Annotated in this window: 13 protein-coding genes; 5 read left to right on the forward strand and 8 right to left on the reverse strand. The window is 47.5% G+C overall.

Translation table 11 applies throughout. The features are described from left to right. Positions 1–23 precede the first annotated feature (23 nt). The 4 genes from NG796_RS11655 to NG796_RS11670 all read left to right on the forward strand — a co-directional run bounded on the left by NG796_RS11655 (position 24) and on the right by NG796_RS11670 (position 5,764). Positions 24–1,949, forward strand: a complete 1,926-nt coding sequence (locus tag NG796_RS11655; RefSeq protein ID WP_261206860.1) for a serine/threonine-protein kinase — start codon at positions 24–26, stop codon at positions 1,947–1,949. Positions 1,950–1,981: 32 nt separating this feature from the next. Then, complete coding sequence (locus tag NG796_RS11660; protein WP_261206862.1) at positions 1,982–3,802, forward strand: WD40 repeat domain-containing serine/threonine-protein kinase; 1,821 nt, start codon at positions 1,982–1,984, stop codon at positions 3,800–3,802. Positions 3,803–4,211: 409 nt separating this feature from the next. Continuing rightward, positions 4,212–4,892 carry an SOS response-associated peptidase gene (locus tag NG796_RS11665; RefSeq protein WP_261206863.1) on the forward strand — a complete coding sequence of 227 codons (681 nt, stop codon included), beginning with the start codon at positions 4,212–4,214 and terminating at the stop codon, positions 4,890–4,892. Beyond that, entirely contained in the window at positions 4,889–5,764 is an 876-nt protein-coding gene (locus NG796_RS11670; RefSeq protein WP_261206864.1) for a gamma-glutamylcyclotransferase, read from the forward strand. The genes NG796_RS11665 and NG796_RS11670 overlap by 4 nt, the downstream gene beginning before the upstream one ends. A gap of 36 nt (positions 5,765–5,800) precedes the next feature. On the opposite strand, the gene NG796_RS11675 is transcribed toward NG796_RS11670, so the two are convergent. From NG796_RS11675 to NG796_RS11700, 6 genes are all read right to left on the reverse strand, one after another. Next, complete coding sequence (locus NG796_RS11675; protein WP_261206866.1) at positions 5,801–6,448, reverse strand: Crp/Fnr family transcriptional regulator; 648 nt, start codon at positions 6,446–6,448, stop codon at positions 5,801–5,803. Positions 6,449–6,582: 134 nt separating this feature from the next. Continuing rightward, on the reverse strand, positions 6,583–7,593 hold the full coding sequence (locus NG796_RS11680; protein ID WP_261206867.1) for a CHAD domain-containing protein: 1,011 nt from the start codon (positions 7,591–7,593) through the stop codon (positions 6,583–6,585). A gap of 107 nt (positions 7,594–7,700) precedes the next feature. Further along, on the reverse strand, positions 7,701–8,498 hold the full coding sequence (locus NG796_RS11685) for a hypothetical protein (RefSeq protein ID WP_261206869.1): 798 nt from the start codon (positions 8,496–8,498) through the stop codon (positions 7,701–7,703). A 267-nt stretch (positions 8,499–8,765) separates the two neighbouring features. Beyond that, a complete protein-coding gene (locus NG796_RS11690; RefSeq protein ID WP_261206870.1) occupies positions 8,766–10,961 on the reverse strand; it encodes an EAL domain-containing protein in 2,196 nt (731 codons plus the stop codon). 330 nt (positions 10,962–11,291) lie between these two features. After that, positions 11,292–13,427 carry an ATP-binding protein gene (locus NG796_RS11695; protein ID WP_261206871.1) on the reverse strand — a complete coding sequence of 712 codons (2,136 nt, stop codon included), beginning with the start codon at positions 13,425–13,427 and terminating at the stop codon, positions 11,292–11,294. Positions 13,428–14,655: 1,228 nt separating this feature from the next. Then, the gene (locus tag NG796_RS11700) at positions 14,656–15,249 is read right to left on the reverse strand and encodes a bZIP transcription factor (protein ID WP_261206872.1); all 594 of its coding nucleotides are present in this window, start codon (positions 15,247–15,249) and stop codon (positions 14,656–14,658) included. A gap of 348 nt (positions 15,250–15,597) precedes the next feature. On the opposite strand from NG796_RS11700, the gene queF reads away from it, so the two are divergent. Then, a complete protein-coding gene (gene queF, locus NG796_RS11705; RefSeq protein ID WP_261207001.1) occupies positions 15,598–16,023 on the forward strand; it encodes a preQ(1) synthase in 426 nt (141 codons plus the stop codon). Positions 16,024–16,253: 230 nt separating this feature from the next. On the opposite strand, the gene NG796_RS11710 is transcribed toward queF, so the two are convergent. Beyond that, the gene (locus NG796_RS11710; RefSeq protein ID WP_261206874.1) at positions 16,254–17,654 is read right to left on the reverse strand and encodes a cytochrome c biogenesis protein; all 1,401 of its coding nucleotides are present in this window, start codon (positions 17,652–17,654) and stop codon (positions 16,254–16,256) included. Positions 17,655–17,770: 116 nt separating this feature from the next. Beyond that, positions 17,771–18,508: a cytochrome c biogenesis protein CcdA gene (locus NG796_RS11715; RefSeq protein ID WP_261206875.1), complete on the reverse strand. Its 738-nt coding sequence runs from the start codon at positions 18,506–18,508 to the stop codon at positions 17,771–17,773. Positions 18,509–18,644 lie beyond the last annotated feature (136 nt).

The raw sequence follows: 18,644 nt of genomic DNA on the forward strand, positions 1-18,644 counted from the left end.
CCCTCGCCTTGCGCTTCTGTTCTATGAGCTATTGCCTCAATCCCCATTGCAAGAAGCCTTACAATCCAGATAACGCCAAGTTTTGTCTGAGTTGTCGTTCTCCGTTAGGGCTTAAAAATCGCTATCGCACCATTCGCCCCCTCGGGGAAGGCGGGATGGGGCGCACTTTTTTGGCCCTGGATCAGGACCGCCTGAACGCCCCCTGTGCGATTAAGCAATTATTACCAGCGCCAGAAATCCAGTCCGATTCCCAAGCAATGGCAAAGGTGACGGAGTTATTTGAACAGGAGGCGCGACAATTGTTACTCTTGGGGGAACAACATTCCCAAATTCCGGCGCTGTTAGGCTATTTTGAACAAGATAAACGTCTGTATTTGGTCCAGCAGTTTATTGAAGGACAAACGTTGTGGCAAGAACTGCAACGGTTTGGGGCGTTCAAAGAGGAACAAATTCGTCAGGTGTTGTTAGATTTACTGCCGGTATTACAGTTTGTCCATGAACGGCAGGTGATTCACCGGGATATCAAACCGGCTAATATTATCCGTCGAGAGGATGGGAGACAGTCTTCCTCGGGTCAGTTGGTGTTAATTGATTTTGGCATTGCCAAACAACTCAATTCGGGCGGGGGGAAAACGGGCACCAGGGCCGGTACGGAAGGATATGCGCCAATGGAACAACTGCGCGGGGGTCGGGCATTTCCGGCGAGTGATTTGTATAGTTTGGGGGTGACTTGTATTCAGTTGTTAACGGGAATTTCTCTCGATCGCCTCTATGATCCAGTAGAGTCGCGGTGGTTATGGCAGTCGCACTTACAGCAAGTTGGACGCACCATTAGCGATCGCCTTGCCGCCATTTTGAACAAGATGATCCAAGATTCCATGAAAGCCCGCTATCCCTCTGCCGCAGCGGTTCTCCAGGATTTGAATACCCCAGGCAGTCGGAGTTTCCCCGGGGCAGTCACTCCCTTTGTTCCCGCAGTTCCCACCCCACCCACAATTCCCACGAATCCCCTCCTGGAATTGTTCCAACGCCAAACCTGGGAGTGTCACTCCACGCTCACGGGACATACCGCAGCCATCAAAACCGTTGCGCTCTCTACAGAGGGTAACATCATTGCTTCGGGGAGTGAGGATAAAACCATTATTATTTGGGACAGTCATACCGGGAAAGTGCTGCATACCCTCACTCAACATACCAGTGCAGTAACCACAGTTGTCATTTCCCCCGATGGCAAACTACTAATTTCCGGAAGTGCCGATAAAACGATTAAATTCTGGCAATTACCCACAGGGTTTTTACTACGCACCCTCACGGGGCATACAGGAGCGATTACCGCCCTCACAATTACCCCGGATGGTAAAAGCTTAGTCAGTGGTAGCGCTGACAAGACACTGAAACTGTGGAATCTCCGGACTGCACAACTGCAACAAACCTGGGAGGGACATACCCAAGCTGTTTCTTGTCTCACCTGTTCCCCTGATGGCAAAACCATCGCCTCTGGCAGTGACGATCGCACCATTAAACTCTGGAACCTGCGGAATGGGACCGTGAAAGCTACCCTAACAGGACATCAAGAACGGATTGAGGCAGTGGCGATCGCCTCGGATAGTCAAACCCTCGCCTCTGGCAGTCGGGATAAAACCATCCAAACCTGGCAACTGGATACCGGCACTCGATTAGCCACTCCCAAGGAACATTTAAGCGGATTTCAGGCGATCGGTTATCTCCCTTTACCCCCCACCCTGAATCCGGGAAATGGACATATTTTAGTCAGTGGCAGTGAAGACAAAACCCTGAAAATCTGGCATCAAGAAACCGGCAACCTCCTCCACACCCTCACGGGCCATCGTGATAGTATAACCTGCTTGGCCTTAAATTTAGAGGGTCAGACTATCATTAGTGGCAGTCTTGATAAAACCCTAAAAATTTGGCAGAGTTTAAACCCTTAAAATTATAATTATACTTAATACTAATCAACCCTATGAACCATTGTTTAAATCCAACCTGTAAACAACCGAAAAACCCCGACGGGAATAAATTCTGTCAAACCTGTGGTTCTAAACTCCTGCTGCGAAACCATTACCGCGCCTTAAAACCCATCGGCAGCAGCACCTATAGCCGCACTTTTTTAGCCGTTGATGAAGATATTCCCTCCAAACCCTTCTGTGTCATCAAGCAATTTTTTCCACCCCAAACCGTCAGTGAAGCCCAAAAAGCGGCGGAACTTTTTCAACGAGAAGCGGTGCAATTAGACCGACTCGGACAACATCCCCAAATTCCCCGCCTCCTCGCTTATTTTGAACAAGATAAACATCAATATTTAATTCAAGAATTTATGGAGGGAAAAACCCTCGGGGAAGAACTCAAACAATCCGGTGCATTTTCAGAAAACCAGATTTACACCTTCCTTAAACAAATTTTACCCCTGCTGCATTTCGTTCACAGCAATCAAGTCATTCATCGGGATATTAAACCGGCTAATATTATTCGCCGTCCCCCCGTTACTGAAGGAGATATTTCTTCCCAAACCCGTTCTGATTCTTTGCTGCTTGTGGGATTTAGTGCCGTAAAAAGCGTCTCCAATCACCCCCCAATCGGCAATGCCACCATCATCGGCAGTCCCGAATATACGGCATCAGAACAATTAATAGGGAAACCCACCTTTGCCAGTGATTTATATAGTTTAGGGGTAACTTGTATTGAATTGTTAACTCAAACCAGTCCCTTCAATCTCCGACATGGGAATCAGTGGGAATGGCGACAATATCTCAGCCGTCCTGTAAGTACCGCTTTAGGAAATATCCTAGATAAATTGCTGCAAGATAAAGTTAGTCAACGCTATCAATCTGCCCAAGAAGTATTACAAGACTTGGAAACCTTACAACCTAGGGAATGGAAGTGTTTTGAAACCTTTACCTCGGGTACTCGCATTCGCTGCGTGGCAGTCAGTCCCGATAGTCAAATCCTTGCGAGTGGTAGTGAAGAAAATCGCATCCAATTATGGTATCCTGGAAGGGTAAACTCTGGGGAACAATTAGGCAACTGGCTATCGGGACATTCCGGATGGGTACAGGCGCTGGCTTTTAGTCCCGATGGAAGATTGTTAATAAGTGGCAGTTGCGATCGCAGTCTAAAAGTGTGGGATTTAGGCACGGGAAAACTGCTGCGATCGCTGGGAGATTGGTTTGCACCTCATAACGGCTGGATTAATACTATTGCCCTCAATCCTACGGGTACCATTCTAGCCAGTGGCAGTACCGATACCACAATTAAACTCTGGAATCTCAGGACTGGGAAACAAATTACTACGTTAACGGACCATCAAGGAACAGTAGAATCCATCGCCATTTCTCCCGACGGCAAATTATTAGCCAGTGGCAGTGGCGATCGCACCATCAAACTCTGGGAATTACCCACAGGAAAAGCGGTGACAACCTTCACGGGACATGAGGATATGGTGCGATCGGTTACCTTCAGTCCCGACAGCCAAATTCTCGCCTCTGGCAGCCGAGATCATACCATAAAATTATGGCAAGTGAATAGCGGAGAACTGTTAGCAAGTTTAACCCATACAGATTGGATTGAAACAGTAGCATTCAGTCCGCAATCGCCCTTAGTTATAGGGGGAACTCGCAACGGTGCGATCGGCTTTTGGAATCCCTATACCGCAGAGGAATTACAGGGAGTGCAAGCCCATTCAGCCTCAATAACCTCCCTGGTATTTATGCCGAATAATAAGGTAATTATTAGTGGTAGCGCCGATGGCAGTATTAAACTCTGGCAAGTAACATCAGGCTTTTGAAGCCCCGATTGCCCTAAATTTTAGGGTGCGATCGCCTCATTGGGACTTAGACTTATCAATCTGGGTTTTCCGATCAATTCACCGTTTATAAATAAAGATACCAGGGTTTTAAAATCCCAATTCATCGTATCTAATTACCGAGTGCAAGCATCTTGATCGCTTCTTCTCTTAAAAAAGCGATCACCTTCTATCTAATCATTCCCTAAGTTTTTCCCGGATGGTTTCATCAAGAGGAGTGACTGACTTGGTATGACTGAATTCATCCCGCTTATGAGTAGACTTTGAGAAATAATCCTCTGTTACAATCGCCTGTTACAATCGCACTGAGGCTTTGGCATTTGCTAAAATGTTAGAGGGGATCTCAACCCCAAATCCATCCAACTTAAATAGTGCTTAAGGTCGTCAAATTATGTGTGGAAGATTTAGCTTTTATCAGGCCCCTGCAACGGTAGCTGAGTTGTTTAAATTGGCGGGAATTCCTGCGATAAAATCCCGGTATAATATTGCACCGACTCAATCGGTTCCTACAGTATTACAGGAGGAGGAAACCCAGGAACGTCAGTTCCAGATGATGCGGTGGGGATTGATTCCTTTTTGGGCTAAGGATATGAAAATGGGTGCAAAACTGATTAATGCTCGTTCGGAAACGGTGGCGGAAAAACCTTCGTTTCGATCGCCTTTTCGCCGTCGTCGGTGTTGGATTCTGGCGGATGGATTCTATGAGTGGGAAACGACGGATTCAGGAAAACAACCGTTTTATTTTCAACTGAAGCATGGAGAACCCTTTGCATTTGCTGGGTTGTGGGAACGATGGCAGTCACCGGAAGGGGAAGCGATTGAGTCTTGCACGATTTTAACGACGGAAGCGAATGAATTGATGAGTCGGATCCATGTGCGAATGCCGGTGATTTTGTCTCCCACCAATCGCGATCGCTGGTTAGATCCGGCAACCCCCCCAGAGGAATTGCACCCCCTCTTGACGCCTTACGACTCACAAGAGATCATCTCCTATCCCGTGAGTCGGATGGTGAATACGCCTAAAACTGACTCCCCGGACTGTGTACAACCGATCGCCGAGGAAGAAGGATGAATCAGTCTCTCCATTATCTACCCCTAGTGGATATTGCCGATCACATCGCTGAACCTCACTTTTCAACTCGGATTGCCGGAACGCCTTTGTGGGATGAAGCACAAGTCAGGATTACTTTGGATTGGCAAACGTCTGGGGAGGGTCAACTGGCAATCGCCTCTCAGTATGGAGTCGCGTTAAGTTGGCTATTCCAGGAATTAAAAACTCAGACATTTTTGACGGAACTTCTCGACCCTGACTATTTCTATCGGTATTTAGTCAAAGCGGTGTGGCGTTATCAGTTCGATTGCTTACAAGACGGTAACTCAGACGAGATTGCTGAAGGCGATCGCCTGCAATGGGAACATGAATTAAATCTGGATTCTCCCACCTTTTCTGACTCACTTCGCGAAAATCTTCCTAGTCGGGGGATCTCCGGAACTGTTCAGGCGGAAGATACCCCAACTGGATTACTACAAGCGGTTTTAGCGGCTGCCGATCGCTTGTTTATGACCGAGTTTGTGGATTTATTTGTATATGGTAGTTTGATGCGGGGAGAAATCAATCATGATTTATTAGACAATGCTGAATACATCGGAGATGATGCGATCGCCGATGCTGAGTTATTCAATTTAGGTTTTTATCCGATGTTCGTACCGGGAACCGGAACCCTGTATGGTGAATGCTATCACATTCCTTTACAGATTATCCCCAATCTCGACCGATTGGAAGACCATCCTCACTTTTATCAACGGCGGTGGATATCCTGTTTGAGTGGTCAAATCCGGTTAGTTTATCAAGGGTTTACCTCACATATCAAAGGCTGTCCTAAAATTGTCAGTGGGTCCTGGCGCGATCGCCATTCAATCCACCACTATTCTCCCTCTGATTGATCAACCCGAATAGTGAGACTATTTTTTAGGAGGATGTTACCACTCGGTGAGGACGGGACAATGAGTCATACTTAAAAAAGCTCCTGGTTTGATAATAATATGACGCTTGGAATCCATGCTAATCATCCCGTCCCGGCGGAGTTTTCCTAACATTCTGGTAATCGTTACGCGACTGGTGGCGATCGCTGTTGCTAAATCATAATGAGTGAGTCTGACTCGTAAACGAGTACCCTCTGAAACGGCTTCTCCCATGTCTTGTTTGAGAAGCAATAACAACTGAATTAATCGATCTTCTACCTTGCGTTGACTGCTAATTGCCAGAATAGCTTCTACTTGTCGCATTCGCCGGATTAGTTGAGGGAACATTTCCCGGGCTAAATGTGGCGATGCTTCCACTTCTCGCAGGGAAAACCACATCAAATAAACATCCGATAGAGCTTTGGCGTGATAGGTTTGTAGGCAGCTAAAAGACAGACTAAAACACATGGACGGCCCTACCCATCCTAATAGTCCTTCTTCCCCAGTGGGATAAAGTGTACCCAGTTGCACCAACCCTTGAGCAACTTGCCAAATCCCTTGAGATAAGATCGGAATATTGTCGCCTTTAGCGTAAAAATGCAGTCGGCGTTCTTCTCTAGCGCGATGCCTATCGGTTTCTGGAACAGCCTTAAGCGTTTGGAGCATACCTACAACCTACCCGTTAAGAACACAGGTTACAAACTTATAGGTTTAGTCTATCGGCTCAAGGTAAAGATTAGGTAATCTTTGGCGAAAATCTGGGTTAAGATTGGGTTCCCATTTGGTTATGCCCCCTTATTTTAGCCTTTTTTCTTATTTTTAAAGGCTTTTTTGGATTTGAAAGAGGGGTTAGGATAGAGTAGTTCTAAGCGCAAATGATCCCGAATTTCGGGTTTTAAATATTTCTGATGCAGGGGTTGCCATTCTAACCAGGACAAATAGCGTTTTTCTAGCAACTTTTGGGTTAAAGTTGGCAGGGTTTCTTGAAGATCACAACCCAAAACTCGGGAGAGCGTTTCAGCTAAAACGACGCTATCTTGCATTTTACCCAAAACCTCTTGAATTTGTTTGAGGTCCGCAACATACTCGGAATAAGCGTCTCCATAAAACTTGGTAAACAAGCTCATTTGATAGCGCACTCGCTTGACTTGTTTGCGCATATCATGGAGGGTTTCTCCCTCGGTTTTGAATAATTCTTCGACCTCAGTCTCAGTGAGGTTATTGATTTTTACCTGACCTTTTTTCGTTTTAATTCCCAGTAACCACCCAGGATGTAAGAATAGGGCGCTGACTTCAGGTAATAATAAGTCAGGTAGAATATTTTGAATGGGAAGAAGTGCCATTTCTCCATAATTGGGGCGGTTTAACCATTCGGCTAAACTGTTTTTAAACGACAGATAAATCTCGCTGTTAAGGGTTTCCCTAACCGCATCAAAGACTTGATTTCGTTCAGATTTTAAGAGGATGAGGGCCCGTTTGAATTCCTCGTTTTCCTGATCGGGTAAGGCATCTTGATAATCGGTTTCTAGGGTTTCTAGGAGGACATCTAAATCCCGCAAACTGCCCAGACTACGGGAAATTTTGCCAATTTGACTTTGGCGGGCAGCTTTGGGTAAATCTAATGCTGGTGAAAATCCTTGGGCGGCAGATCGCAATCGGCGCATCCCAACTCGCATTTGGTGCAAAGCTTCGGGGTCGCGATCGCTTAAGACATCCTCTTCATATTGAATTGTTTTTTGGAAATGTTTTTCCAGGGCAATTTTAGCCCACTCTCCGAGGGTATTGGCGGACTGTTTGCTATCGGATTTCATGATGAAATAGAACTCCTGACCGTGAGTTTGATTAGAAAAAAAATACTGAGGTTGAGTTTGATTAGCCGGAACCTAGGGTCATTGTATCACACTTTTCCCGGGAACGGTTATTTAAAAACTTCAGAGGTGAGTGAGCTAGATTCATCCGGCAGGGGTTCGGGTTGATATCGCCAGGGTGGAATCGTGATATCCAGGGGTTGGCTGATCCATAAGTCATATCGGATGGTAGAATCTCCCGTTTGGCAGGACCGCAGGAAGGGTTTCCCCGTCCAGATTTGACAACTACAGAGGGGTTTGGGTTCTTCAATATCATAGCCCCCAGAAATCGGCTGCACTTGGAAGAATTCGATATGCCAATGGGCGGGTTCCACGGCAACCGATTCGGCAATACACTCGACGGGTAAATCGTTGAGGGTTGTCTGAGGGCTGTTATAGGGTTTGATAGCGATGGGGAGATAGTCGATATCTAACAGATAGTGGTTAAACCCTAGATGGTTGGCGCGTTGGACGATTTGCTGCCATTCCTTGAGGGGTTGTAACTCACCTTCCCTGGGGCTGGTTTGTTCAAAGTAATATCCCCCAAACAGCCAAATGAGTTTGGCGAGGATGGTTTCCACCCGTTGGCGATCGCGCTTTAACAATTCCACATCTTCCGGTAATAACATCCGTCCTGGAACCGCCCACCAATATTCCCAAGTTAACTCGCCATCAAAAGGCAGGAGGCGTTTAACCAGTCCGGGAATGCGATCGCGTAATTGGATCCGGCGAACCTCGGCGATCGTCCCTTGTTCGGGTAATGGCAACGGTAAGTTTAAATGAGCTTGCAGGGGATGTTCAGGGGCGCTGGCTTCCTCTGGGGACATCACCGCTCGATTTTGGATAGTTGAAAGCTTACTGTATAACATGATTCATTTTCCTCTTTTCTTCTGCCCTATTATTCCTCTCTTTAAGGATAATTCCTCGGGCTATCCATGCGGTTCTCTCCTGAGCGGGTCTTAATCTTTTCTTTAGAACCTGGCGGATTACAATTAGAAATTATCAATCTGCTATAGGACAGATTGAGATACAACTCCTTCCCTTTACCCAGAGGAGCAAAATAATTTGTACTTGTAAAATCACGGCTTCCAGGAAAGGGACGAGAAACCCGGGGCTAAACGGCGATCGCCCAGGCATCACCACTGCGGCATTGACATTAATAAAGCTGTCGCTGTTGTTGCATCCACAGGTCGAGAAAACAAATAGCCCTGACCCGATTCACATTGTAACGCACGGAGTTGAGCCAATTGTTCCAAAGTTTCCACTCCTTCGGCCACCACATCCATATCTAAATTGTGAGCCAAATCAATACAAGTGCGAACAATTTCTAAACTTTCCGCCTCACTGCTCATCCGACTCACAAAAGAGCGATCGATTTTTAAGGTATCAATGGGTAACCGTTGCAACCGACTCAGGGAGGAATACCCCGTCCCGAAATCATCAATAGACAACTGAATTTGCCGTTTTTTGAGCTGATGGAGCAAACTCGCGGCTGACTCGGCTGCTGCCATAATGGCAGTTTCTGTAATTTCTAGCTTCAAGCAGGAACCCGTCAACCCGGTTTGCTGAAGAATCTGGTCAATATAATCCACCAGTCCGGGATTCCCAAACTGAACCCCAGCAACATTGACACTCATGGTCAAAAAGGGAACAGAACCCCCGACTCCCTCCCCTCGTTCTCGATTCGGGAGGATTAAACCCAGGGATTCCCATCGTTCATACCACTGTTGCAATTGCCGACAGGCTTCTTCTAAAACCCATGCGCCCATTGGCACAATTGATCCAGTTCCTTCGGCAACGGGGATAAACTCCCCGGGTAGCACAAAGCCCCGTCGCGGGTGTTGCCAGCGGACCAAGGCTTCAAATCCGGCAATCTGCCCGGTTTTTAAGTCGATGATCGGCTGGTAATACAGGAGCAACTCCTGGCGTTTGAGGGCGAGTCTGAGGTCTGTTTCGAGTTGTAACATCGCCAGTGCCCCGGAATGCATCTGTCGTTCAAATACAGCAGTACGTCCTCCCCCCATTGTTTTGGCATGATACATGGCGGTGTCGGCGGCGCGTAAAAAGTCTTCGGGCCGTTCTAAACTGCTGGAGGAGGATTCGGTGCCGTTGCCATTATTTAAGGGGAGTTGGGTTTGACTATACTCCGGAGTCTGGGGAAAGTTAATGGCAATGCCAATACTGGCCGTGCTAAACATATCATGACCGTTGATTTGAAAGGGGAGGGTCAGTTCTTTATGAATGCGATCGGCAATGGCGAGGGCGGTAGCGGGGTCGTCAATTTCATCGACCAGAATGGCAAATTCATCGGTGCCCACCCGGGCTAGGGTATCTTTGGGCCTGATACAGGTTCCTAATCGGCGCGCGGTGGCGTTGAGTAAGAGATCGCCGACTAAATGTCCGAAACTATATTTAATGATGCTGAACCGATCTAAGTCGATAAAGAGGACGGCAAAGCCATAATGGGGACGGCGTTTTGACTGACGAAGCGATCGCCCTAATCCGTTGAGGAACCACGCCTCATTCGGCAGTCCGGTTAGGGGGTCGTAAAAGGCATTATACAACAGTTGTTCCCGGTCTTTATTGCGATCGGTCACATCATGGACGACAGCTAAATGAAGGCCAGAAATAAAATTAGCACTGGCGGAATACTCCACTTCTCGAATGGTTCCGTCAGACCGAATAATTTTCAATTCTCCCGTGTCTCGACCCACAGTACGGAATTTGGTGAAGGCGGTTTTGAAATCACAAGTGGATTCCATATACTTATAAATTGGCTGTCCAATTAAGTCTTCTTTGGCGAGTCCTAAGAGGGTACAAGCGGCAGGATTGACGTTGGTAAATTGGCCGAGGTCGTTGAAGATTGCCATCGCATCAAGGGCACAATCAAAGACGGCCCGGAGTTGCCGTTCGTTGGCTTGCATGGCTTTTTCTGCCAACAGGCGCGATCGCCGTCCGGCAAATTCCCGCAATTCCCGATCAATGGCTGGAATCAATCGGGCTAGGTAATCTTTCATTACATAATCATGGGCACCGGCTTTCATCGCGGCGATCGCAGCATCTTCTCCGATTTGCCCGGACACGATAATAAAGGGTAAATCCAGTCCCATTTGTTGCATTACCGCTAATGCCTGGGGTGCGCTAAATTGGGGTAAGGCATAATCGGCTAAAATGAGTTCCCAATTTTCCCGTTGGAGGGCGTTTTTCATGGACTCAGGATTGTCTACTCGTTCTACGGTCAAATCATAACCGCCTCGTTTGAGCTCACGCAGTAGCAATAAGGCATCATCCTCGGAATCTTCTACCATTAGCACCCGTAACGGTCGCCCCATTTTCATCCTCCTTCGTGGTTTTGTCCTGGGAAAATCTTGGGTAAATTTAGGACTATATTGGACTTCTCGACTGGCTAATATTAATTTAGTTTTAAACACAAGTGTTGGAACCCATCCGTTATCAATTTTAACAAGGGAGTTTAGCGAGAGAGTTTTTTATGCTTTATGAATGGGTTTTATATTAATAATTAAAAAGACATTAGGGGTCTTTTGTCTGTTATCCCGGATACAATTTTCTGTGACAAAATGTCACAACCGACAACCCATGTAGGAGGTGTCGGTTGTGCTAAGAGATATAAAATCTCCCCCCGGGAAGCCACTGCTGCCCCATTACAGGGTAAAATAAAAGGCCGCACCCTGATTCACTTCGGAGGTTGCCCAAACCTGGCCGCCATGACGCTGCACAATCCGAGAAACGGTTGCTAAACCAATCCCGGTCCCTTCAAATTCGGTGGTTTGGTGCAGGCGTTGAAAGGGGGCAAAGAGTTTATCGGCGTAGGTCATATTAAAACCGGCCCCGTTATCTCGCACAAAATACAGGGTTTTGTTAGCAGTACCGGAGACCCGCTTGCCCGGAGGAAGGACCGGGCGATCGCTGATGCCGAATTCAATACAGGCATTGGCCGTTTTACTGGTAAATTTCCAAGCATTACCTAGCAGATTTTCTAACATCACTTGCAATAGGTGCGGATCACCCTCTGCCATCAGACCCTCGGCAAATTTAAACCGGACCGGGCGATCGCGTTGAGTCTCTTGCAGTTCGGTGGCGATCGCCCGGGCCATTTTACTCAGATTCACCGGCTTTCGTTGCATCTGAGTGCGAGTCACCCGGGAAAGATTCAAAAGGGCATTAATCAAGTGATTCATGCGCTCAGTGGCGGCACAGACTCGGTGTAGATAATCTTTCCCCGTCTCATCTAAAACCGTTTGATAGTCTTCGATAACGGCTTGGGTAAATCCCCCGATCGCCCGCAGGGGAGCCCGCAAATCGTGAGAGACGGAGTAACAAAAGGCTTCCAGTTCTTGGTTCGCGGATTGGAGTTCGGCAGTACGTTCCGTGACCCGTCGTTCGAGTTGGGCGTTGAGTTGACCCATGACATCTTCCCGTTGACAGCGATCGCTAATATCACAGTCAAACACCGCCAAATGAGTCACCTGACCTTGAGAATCCATCACGGGATAGATAGAAACCTCAAAGTGAGCTTGGTTGCGCGTTTCTTTAAATCGCACCGGCTTCCCGGTCTGAAAAACTTGTTCTATATAGTTTCGCCGCACTTTAGCTAACCAGTTTGGGAGGTGGTCATAAATACATTGTCCCACGGCTTCCGGCAGTTGCAGTCCCAGGCGTTGTGCTGCCATCCCGTTACTGGCTAATAGGATGCCTTGGGGATTGACAAGGTATAATGATTCCGTAGTGGCCTTTAAAAGAGCCAACAGGGTGGGATCACTGAAGATCCTGGGTTCTTCAAGGGCGATCGTGGCGATCGCACCCCGGGTTTGTTGCATCGGTACTTCCTTCGTTTGAGGGTTGGAGCCTTGGGTTTGTCCATTCCAGAGCAGGGTTGAGCCACAAATCTGTTGTAGCTTCTGCCAGTATGTATCCAAACTCTCACTCGGATCAAGCTCGGACTGGGTTGCTCTGAGTAAGGGGGGGTCTATATCCCCAAGTATTTCGCACAAAGTGGCATTCACTTTGAGAAATCGTTCCTCTAATTGAGCGATCGCCAGAGGCGAGGGCGACTGCTCATCCAGACTGGAGAACACTACTCCCTCATCGAATTGGGATAATAACTGGGATGGGGGATGGAGGTTATCTCCCGGTTTGCCATTCTCCTCAATCCATTCCCCCCGAAAGAAACTTAGGGAATTTTTAACCGCTTTCAGGGAAGTAGATTCCATCCAAAATGTGGCTTCGTTCCGACTTAATTGTTCTTTAAAACCCTCATTAACCCCGGTTGTAGCGGTGGGTTCACCGACCTCTAAATCGGCTAGAGTAGGGCCAAAAATTCCTGGAAATTTATTCTCTAAGTCGGGAATCCCCCTTGGAGTCTCCTCTTTGGCGGGTTTTTCAATTAGTTGGGCAGCAGCGTAGGTTAAGCCGTTTTTGTGGGGGAGAATGCGCCAGGATAGCCAACAGTATTCGCCGGTTTTGTGACGATATCGATTGTTGATGTGACAAACTTGGCCGATATTGCAGGCGCGTTCACCCAGGAAAGTTCGGTGGAGATCCTCGGGGTGGATCAAGTCACGCCAGGAGTGCGATCGCAATTCTTCTAGGCTCCATCCCAGAACGCTTTGCCAATTGCAGTTGAGCTTTAGGAACTGTCCTTCACGGTCTCGGATGCAGAACAGTTCTCGGGATAGAGTTAACAATACCTGCATTTCCGCTGGAGCGATCTCTGACGTAACCGCTCTTGCTTTGACCTGTTCAATCATGTGTTCTGTCCCTAGATTGCCACTTTTCATCTATCATCTCCCTGACCGCTTACTTGCTCCCCTGTTTACCCTTTCCGAGGCAGGATTTGCCACGCCAACTTTATCTCTCGCTTTAACCCCGGATTACCTGAGAGGTAGATTAATTTTTATCGGACCCAGTTCCTCTCCCTTGTTAATATTTCTACGGATTTTTTAATTATAATTGCTAGGGATTAATCGGAATGATTCGGTTATCACAATTTGACCCCCACCCTGGATCAGCTTTTTTCCTTCAAAGCCCACCGGATTTCCTGTCCCGCCCGCCCTTCTCATCACCCTCCCTTTTTTGATTTAGATGGTTTACACCCAGGTCTTCTGACTTTATCTGAATTATTTCCCCTTTCAGAAATACTTTATAGTTTTTTAATTTCAAGACTCTAATCCCGGTTAATTTCGTTTAAATCCGTTACCCCCTGGTACTATTTTAGACGTTTTGCCGCCTGCTCTCAACTCCGACGAGAATTGGGGGTTGGGGGGTTGCGCTTTGAAGGAAAGCAAGGGGTCTTTGTAATCCCGCACCCACTTTAAACTCCCTTTGAGTAACCCTTTCAAATTCCAGAAAATTAGAAAACCTGAACTTGTTTTAAAATTGGCCCGACTACCCCAGAATAGTTATAGAAATCAGGCGTACCCCAGGGTACGGGATTCAAGTTGAATTCTATCCCTAATACATTAATCCTAGATAAAGGGATGAGACTGACCCATTTACCCGCTTCCGAATGGAGGGGGCGTTCCCTGACTGGGTTTTGGTTGTGGAAGATTGGCAATGAACCGGATGCGAGGGTCTTCAGGCATATTGAGGTCTCGTTTTACCGTTATCCAGTGCGTTAAAATTTCTGTTACCTAGATTACTAAATCTAAGAAAATTTGTCAATTGTTTGGGGAGAATTCAGAAGAATTAAAGGGAACTGCCGAATTCAGTTAAGAATCCCTAACAACTGGATTAAACCGCTCTGCGATCGCCGGAACTATGGGTTCAAATAGGGGGGATTACCCCTACCCCCAGCTATTATTATTAATGATATAATTCTTCTGTTTTTATCCATCGGTTGACCTAGTGGAATAGAGAGAAGAGACGTCCAGTTTGGCACCGAGTCAGTCGGGGATGGGGGTTTGCAGTTGAGGTGCAAAGATAAACAGAGTCTGAGTCAGGAAAATCGCGATCGCCTGACTCAGGAAAGAGGTGCGGTAGAGAGATCCCACACCGGATCAACTGCCTTTAACGCTGCTGCATTAATAAAGGACGCACCACCCAATACCCGGCACCAAAAGCACTCACCACAATCAGCAGGATCATAATCAGCAATCCAAATCCCCCGAGGTCCGATCGCTTAACCGGACGGGTGGTGCGACGGGGACGAGTTTCCGGCTGTTCTGTAAATAAAGGTTCTCCCATACCCGCAGTTGCAGCGAGATCCGTCATGGCGAAGGGAGAACCCACTGCAGAACCGGGAATTCCATTAAACTGCGAATGACCAGTTTCTGTAGGGGGTATGGCGGAATATGCGGATTCACCCCGTTGGGTGCGATCGCCACTGCGGTTCAGTGGGGGACTCTGGGGTTCCCAAGCATCCACCACCTGCTGTAAATGCACCGCAGATTGAACCACCGTTTCAATTTCCTGGCGCAGTTGTCGGTTTTGTTGAATTAACTGCTGATTTTGAGTCGTTAAGGAATCCAACCGTTCCTGTGCCGTTTGTAACTCAGCGACGACTTCTCGATACAGCGAGATGGGAACCGAAGGAGAATAAGGTTGATTAGAAGGAGTTGGCGGGGTTGTCGGCAGATTGCCGGAGGCAGTAGCATTTCGCATAAGGGCTTTTCGGGTAGTAGGAGGACGGGAGGCGATCGCAACCGTTCGGAGTCTGTTGATGATAGAACTCTGCCTCAGATTACAACAACGATTACCTGGCTTCGTCAAGGATTTGCTACAAATCTCTACGATTGAGGCACTCGGCAATCGAGACAGGATAGCGTAGACTCCCAATTAGAGAGCGATCGCCCTGACCCTGAACCAATCTTTACTCTCTATCTTAAATCCTGGAGCCCCTTCATTCAAGGTCCAGGACCCCAAGACTATCCGAATCGGAGCAAATTCTGTCACGATAGAATTAATCACGAGACATTCAGTCCCTATTCAGTCAAAATGAGTAATTCTTCCATGCAGTCCGATGTATCGCCAACCGCCACCCCTGCCGATGACACCCCGCAGATCAAGTATGGGGAACGGGAAATCGAAGAGGGACAGTTAATTACCTTTCCCAATCCCCGAGTCGGTAGACGCTATGACATTCACATCACCTTACCGGAATTTACCTGTAAATGTCCGTTTTCTGGCTATCCAGATTTTGCCACCATTTATATCACCTACGTTCCGAATGAACGGGTGGTGGAACTCAAAGCAATCAAACTCTATATCAACAGTTACCGCGATCGCTACATTTCCCACGAAGAATCCATCAATCAAATCCTCGATGACTTCGTAGCCGCCTGCGACCCCCTAGAAGCCACTATCAAAGGTGATTTTCATCCCCGAGGCAACGTCCACACGGTGATAGAAGTTCACCATACCAAACCTCAGACTTAATCACAAAAAGCCCCCCAGGCATTAAACATTCATTCCTCTGGCCTCCCCCTGCAAATAAACATTTATTCCTCTGGCTTCCCCCAGGAACTAAACATTTATTCCTCCGGCTTCCCCCTTCTTAAGGGGGACGGGAGGGGGATCTCAGGGGACGGGAGGGGGATCTAAGGGGGACGGGAGGGGGATCTAAGGGGGGTTGGGGGGATCAATCCTTATGGTTTACAAGAGGTCTATTAATTTTGACCCGCTAAAGAACCCGAGGCGATCGCCACCCCATCGGTACTCGGTTTCTCTTCTAAACTATCCAAAATATCAATCACTTCTCGCTCAAAGGTCACTTGAGCACGATTCGTTTTTCCACCCACATATAATTCCCCATTTTCTTCTAACGCCCACACCTGGGAATGAGAAACATAACTCATCATCACCCCCAACATTAACAATCCAAACCCCAAATAAACCATCGGAATACCCGGGTCCGCTTTAATTTGTAACCCCGTACTCCCAATCACATTTTTAATCTTCAGCGTCACTCCATTCACCGGAGTTTCCATCCCAGGACGCAGACTCGTCATTAATTTCCCTTCCATATCGTAGAGTAAAAGCGTTCCCTGTAAATCCTTCGCTAACAGCGAAACCCCTTCACTCAAATCCGGCTTAGTGGGAATCCAAGTCCCCCATAATCGCGCACCCCCGCCGGTATTTAAAAGCGCCATCGGCAGTTGAAAAATTGGACTATTATTCAACTGAACCTGGACTGCTGAAACACCCCAATCGGTTTGATACATCGTCACCCCACGATACCGCAGGGGTTTGTTTACATGAATCGTCTGGCGATCGCGTTCCTGACCCTCACTATCAATCACCGACAAATCAGAATAAAACTGGTCAATCGTTCCATCCGGCTTATAATCAATCCAGAACCGATTCACATGAACCGCCCAATCTTTAGGAACTTGGGACATAGAAAACGGACCGGCATCAATAATATTTTGAACCTGAAAGGTTTCCCCACTCGGAATAATTTCCTGAGCCATAAAACCCGTCATCGCGCCCAAAATTGACCCCGCCAGAATAATCAACATACTGGCATGAACCAAAATCGGTCCAATTTTCCCCATTAACCCTTTACGACCATACAGCGTATTCCCTTCCCGAAATACGAGATAACGCCGTTTTTGTAATAACGCTTCTAACTGATTCAGATTCGCCTCATCCACTTGAGCACTTAACGCCAGCTTTTCAAATTGCCGAGGAGTTTTATAGAATTTCCAACGCCGTGCTGCGGTTAAGGCTGGAAATTGATGCGTAAAGGTGCAAGCGGTTAAACTAGACCCAAACAACACTAATAACGCTAAAAACCACCAAGTTCGATAAACATGATCCAACCCCACCACTTGAATCACTTTCCAAGTCAAAAAGCCAAAAAGAGCGGGAGATTCGGGATAGTTAGATTGATAGAATGCTGGAGATTGACCCTGCTCAATCACGGTCCCAGAGATACTAAAAACTGCGATGGCTAATAAGAGGGCGATCGCCAAACGTAAATCCCCCAAAAACGGCACTATTTCCCGCCGAAAAAACCGTTTCGGAACCGATAACCAACTGCCTACACTCTGCGTATCATTTGTCATTTGTTATTCATCCCTTCTTATTGCTAGTAAAATCTCCCCCATCTCCCCCATCTCCCCCATCTCCCCCATCTCCCCCATCTCCCCCATCTCCCCCATCTCCCCCATCTCCCCAATCCCTAGACCACCGGAAGCAGTCGAAATAACAGAGAAAACACCCCAAACCCGACCAACAGCGCCCCACTAACCGGCGTAATCCAACCAGACCAGCGACGCACTTCCAACAGCTTTTTAATCGTAGCCGTAAACGTACCCGCCAAAATCAAAGGAGCCACATAACCTGCCGTATAAGCTAGTAATAAAGCACCTCCCAACATGACATCTTGGGTACTAGCAATCCAAGCCAATAACGTTGCTAAAACCGGGGTACTACAAGGAGAAGCCACCAATCCAAATGTCAGTCCCAACAAATAGGAACGCACCCCATCCGGCACATCCTTCGGGATCAAATCCATCCCATCCAAAGAAGGCAAACGCAACGGTAACGCCTCCAGAAGATTGAGCCCCATCAAAATTGCAATCACACTCACCAGAATCGGCAAACCAATCCCCACCTGACCATAAACCTGACCCACATAAGCCGCCACAATACCCAATGCAGCGAGGGTAGTAGCTAAACCCAAAGCAAACCAAGTAGACTGCGCCGCCGCCTGAATCCGACTTTGGGCCTCATATCCGCCAATATAGCCAATCGTAATCGGCAGCATCGACAACATACAAGGGGTCAAGCTAGTCAGCAACCCCGCTAAAAAAATAATCAAGACACTCACCCAAGAAAGGTGACTCAATTGGCTAGAAACGAGACCATCAGCGAGTTGTTGCAGGTGGTACAGAGAAGTTTGCACAGAATCAATCATGCTTTAGCCGGGGAAAACGCCGAATATGAACAATTGTAACGTAGAGGGCACCCCAACGATCGCACTCATCCCACTCAAACCCATAAACCCGCGATCGGTCCCTTCCCCTGTTCGTGGTAACGACTTCAGTCGTTTC

Origin of the sequence: Laspinema sp. D2d (genome assembly GCF_025370755.1) — a bacterium.
Lineage (GTDB): Bacteria > Cyanobacteriota > Cyanobacteriia > Cyanobacteriales > Laspinemataceae > Laspinema.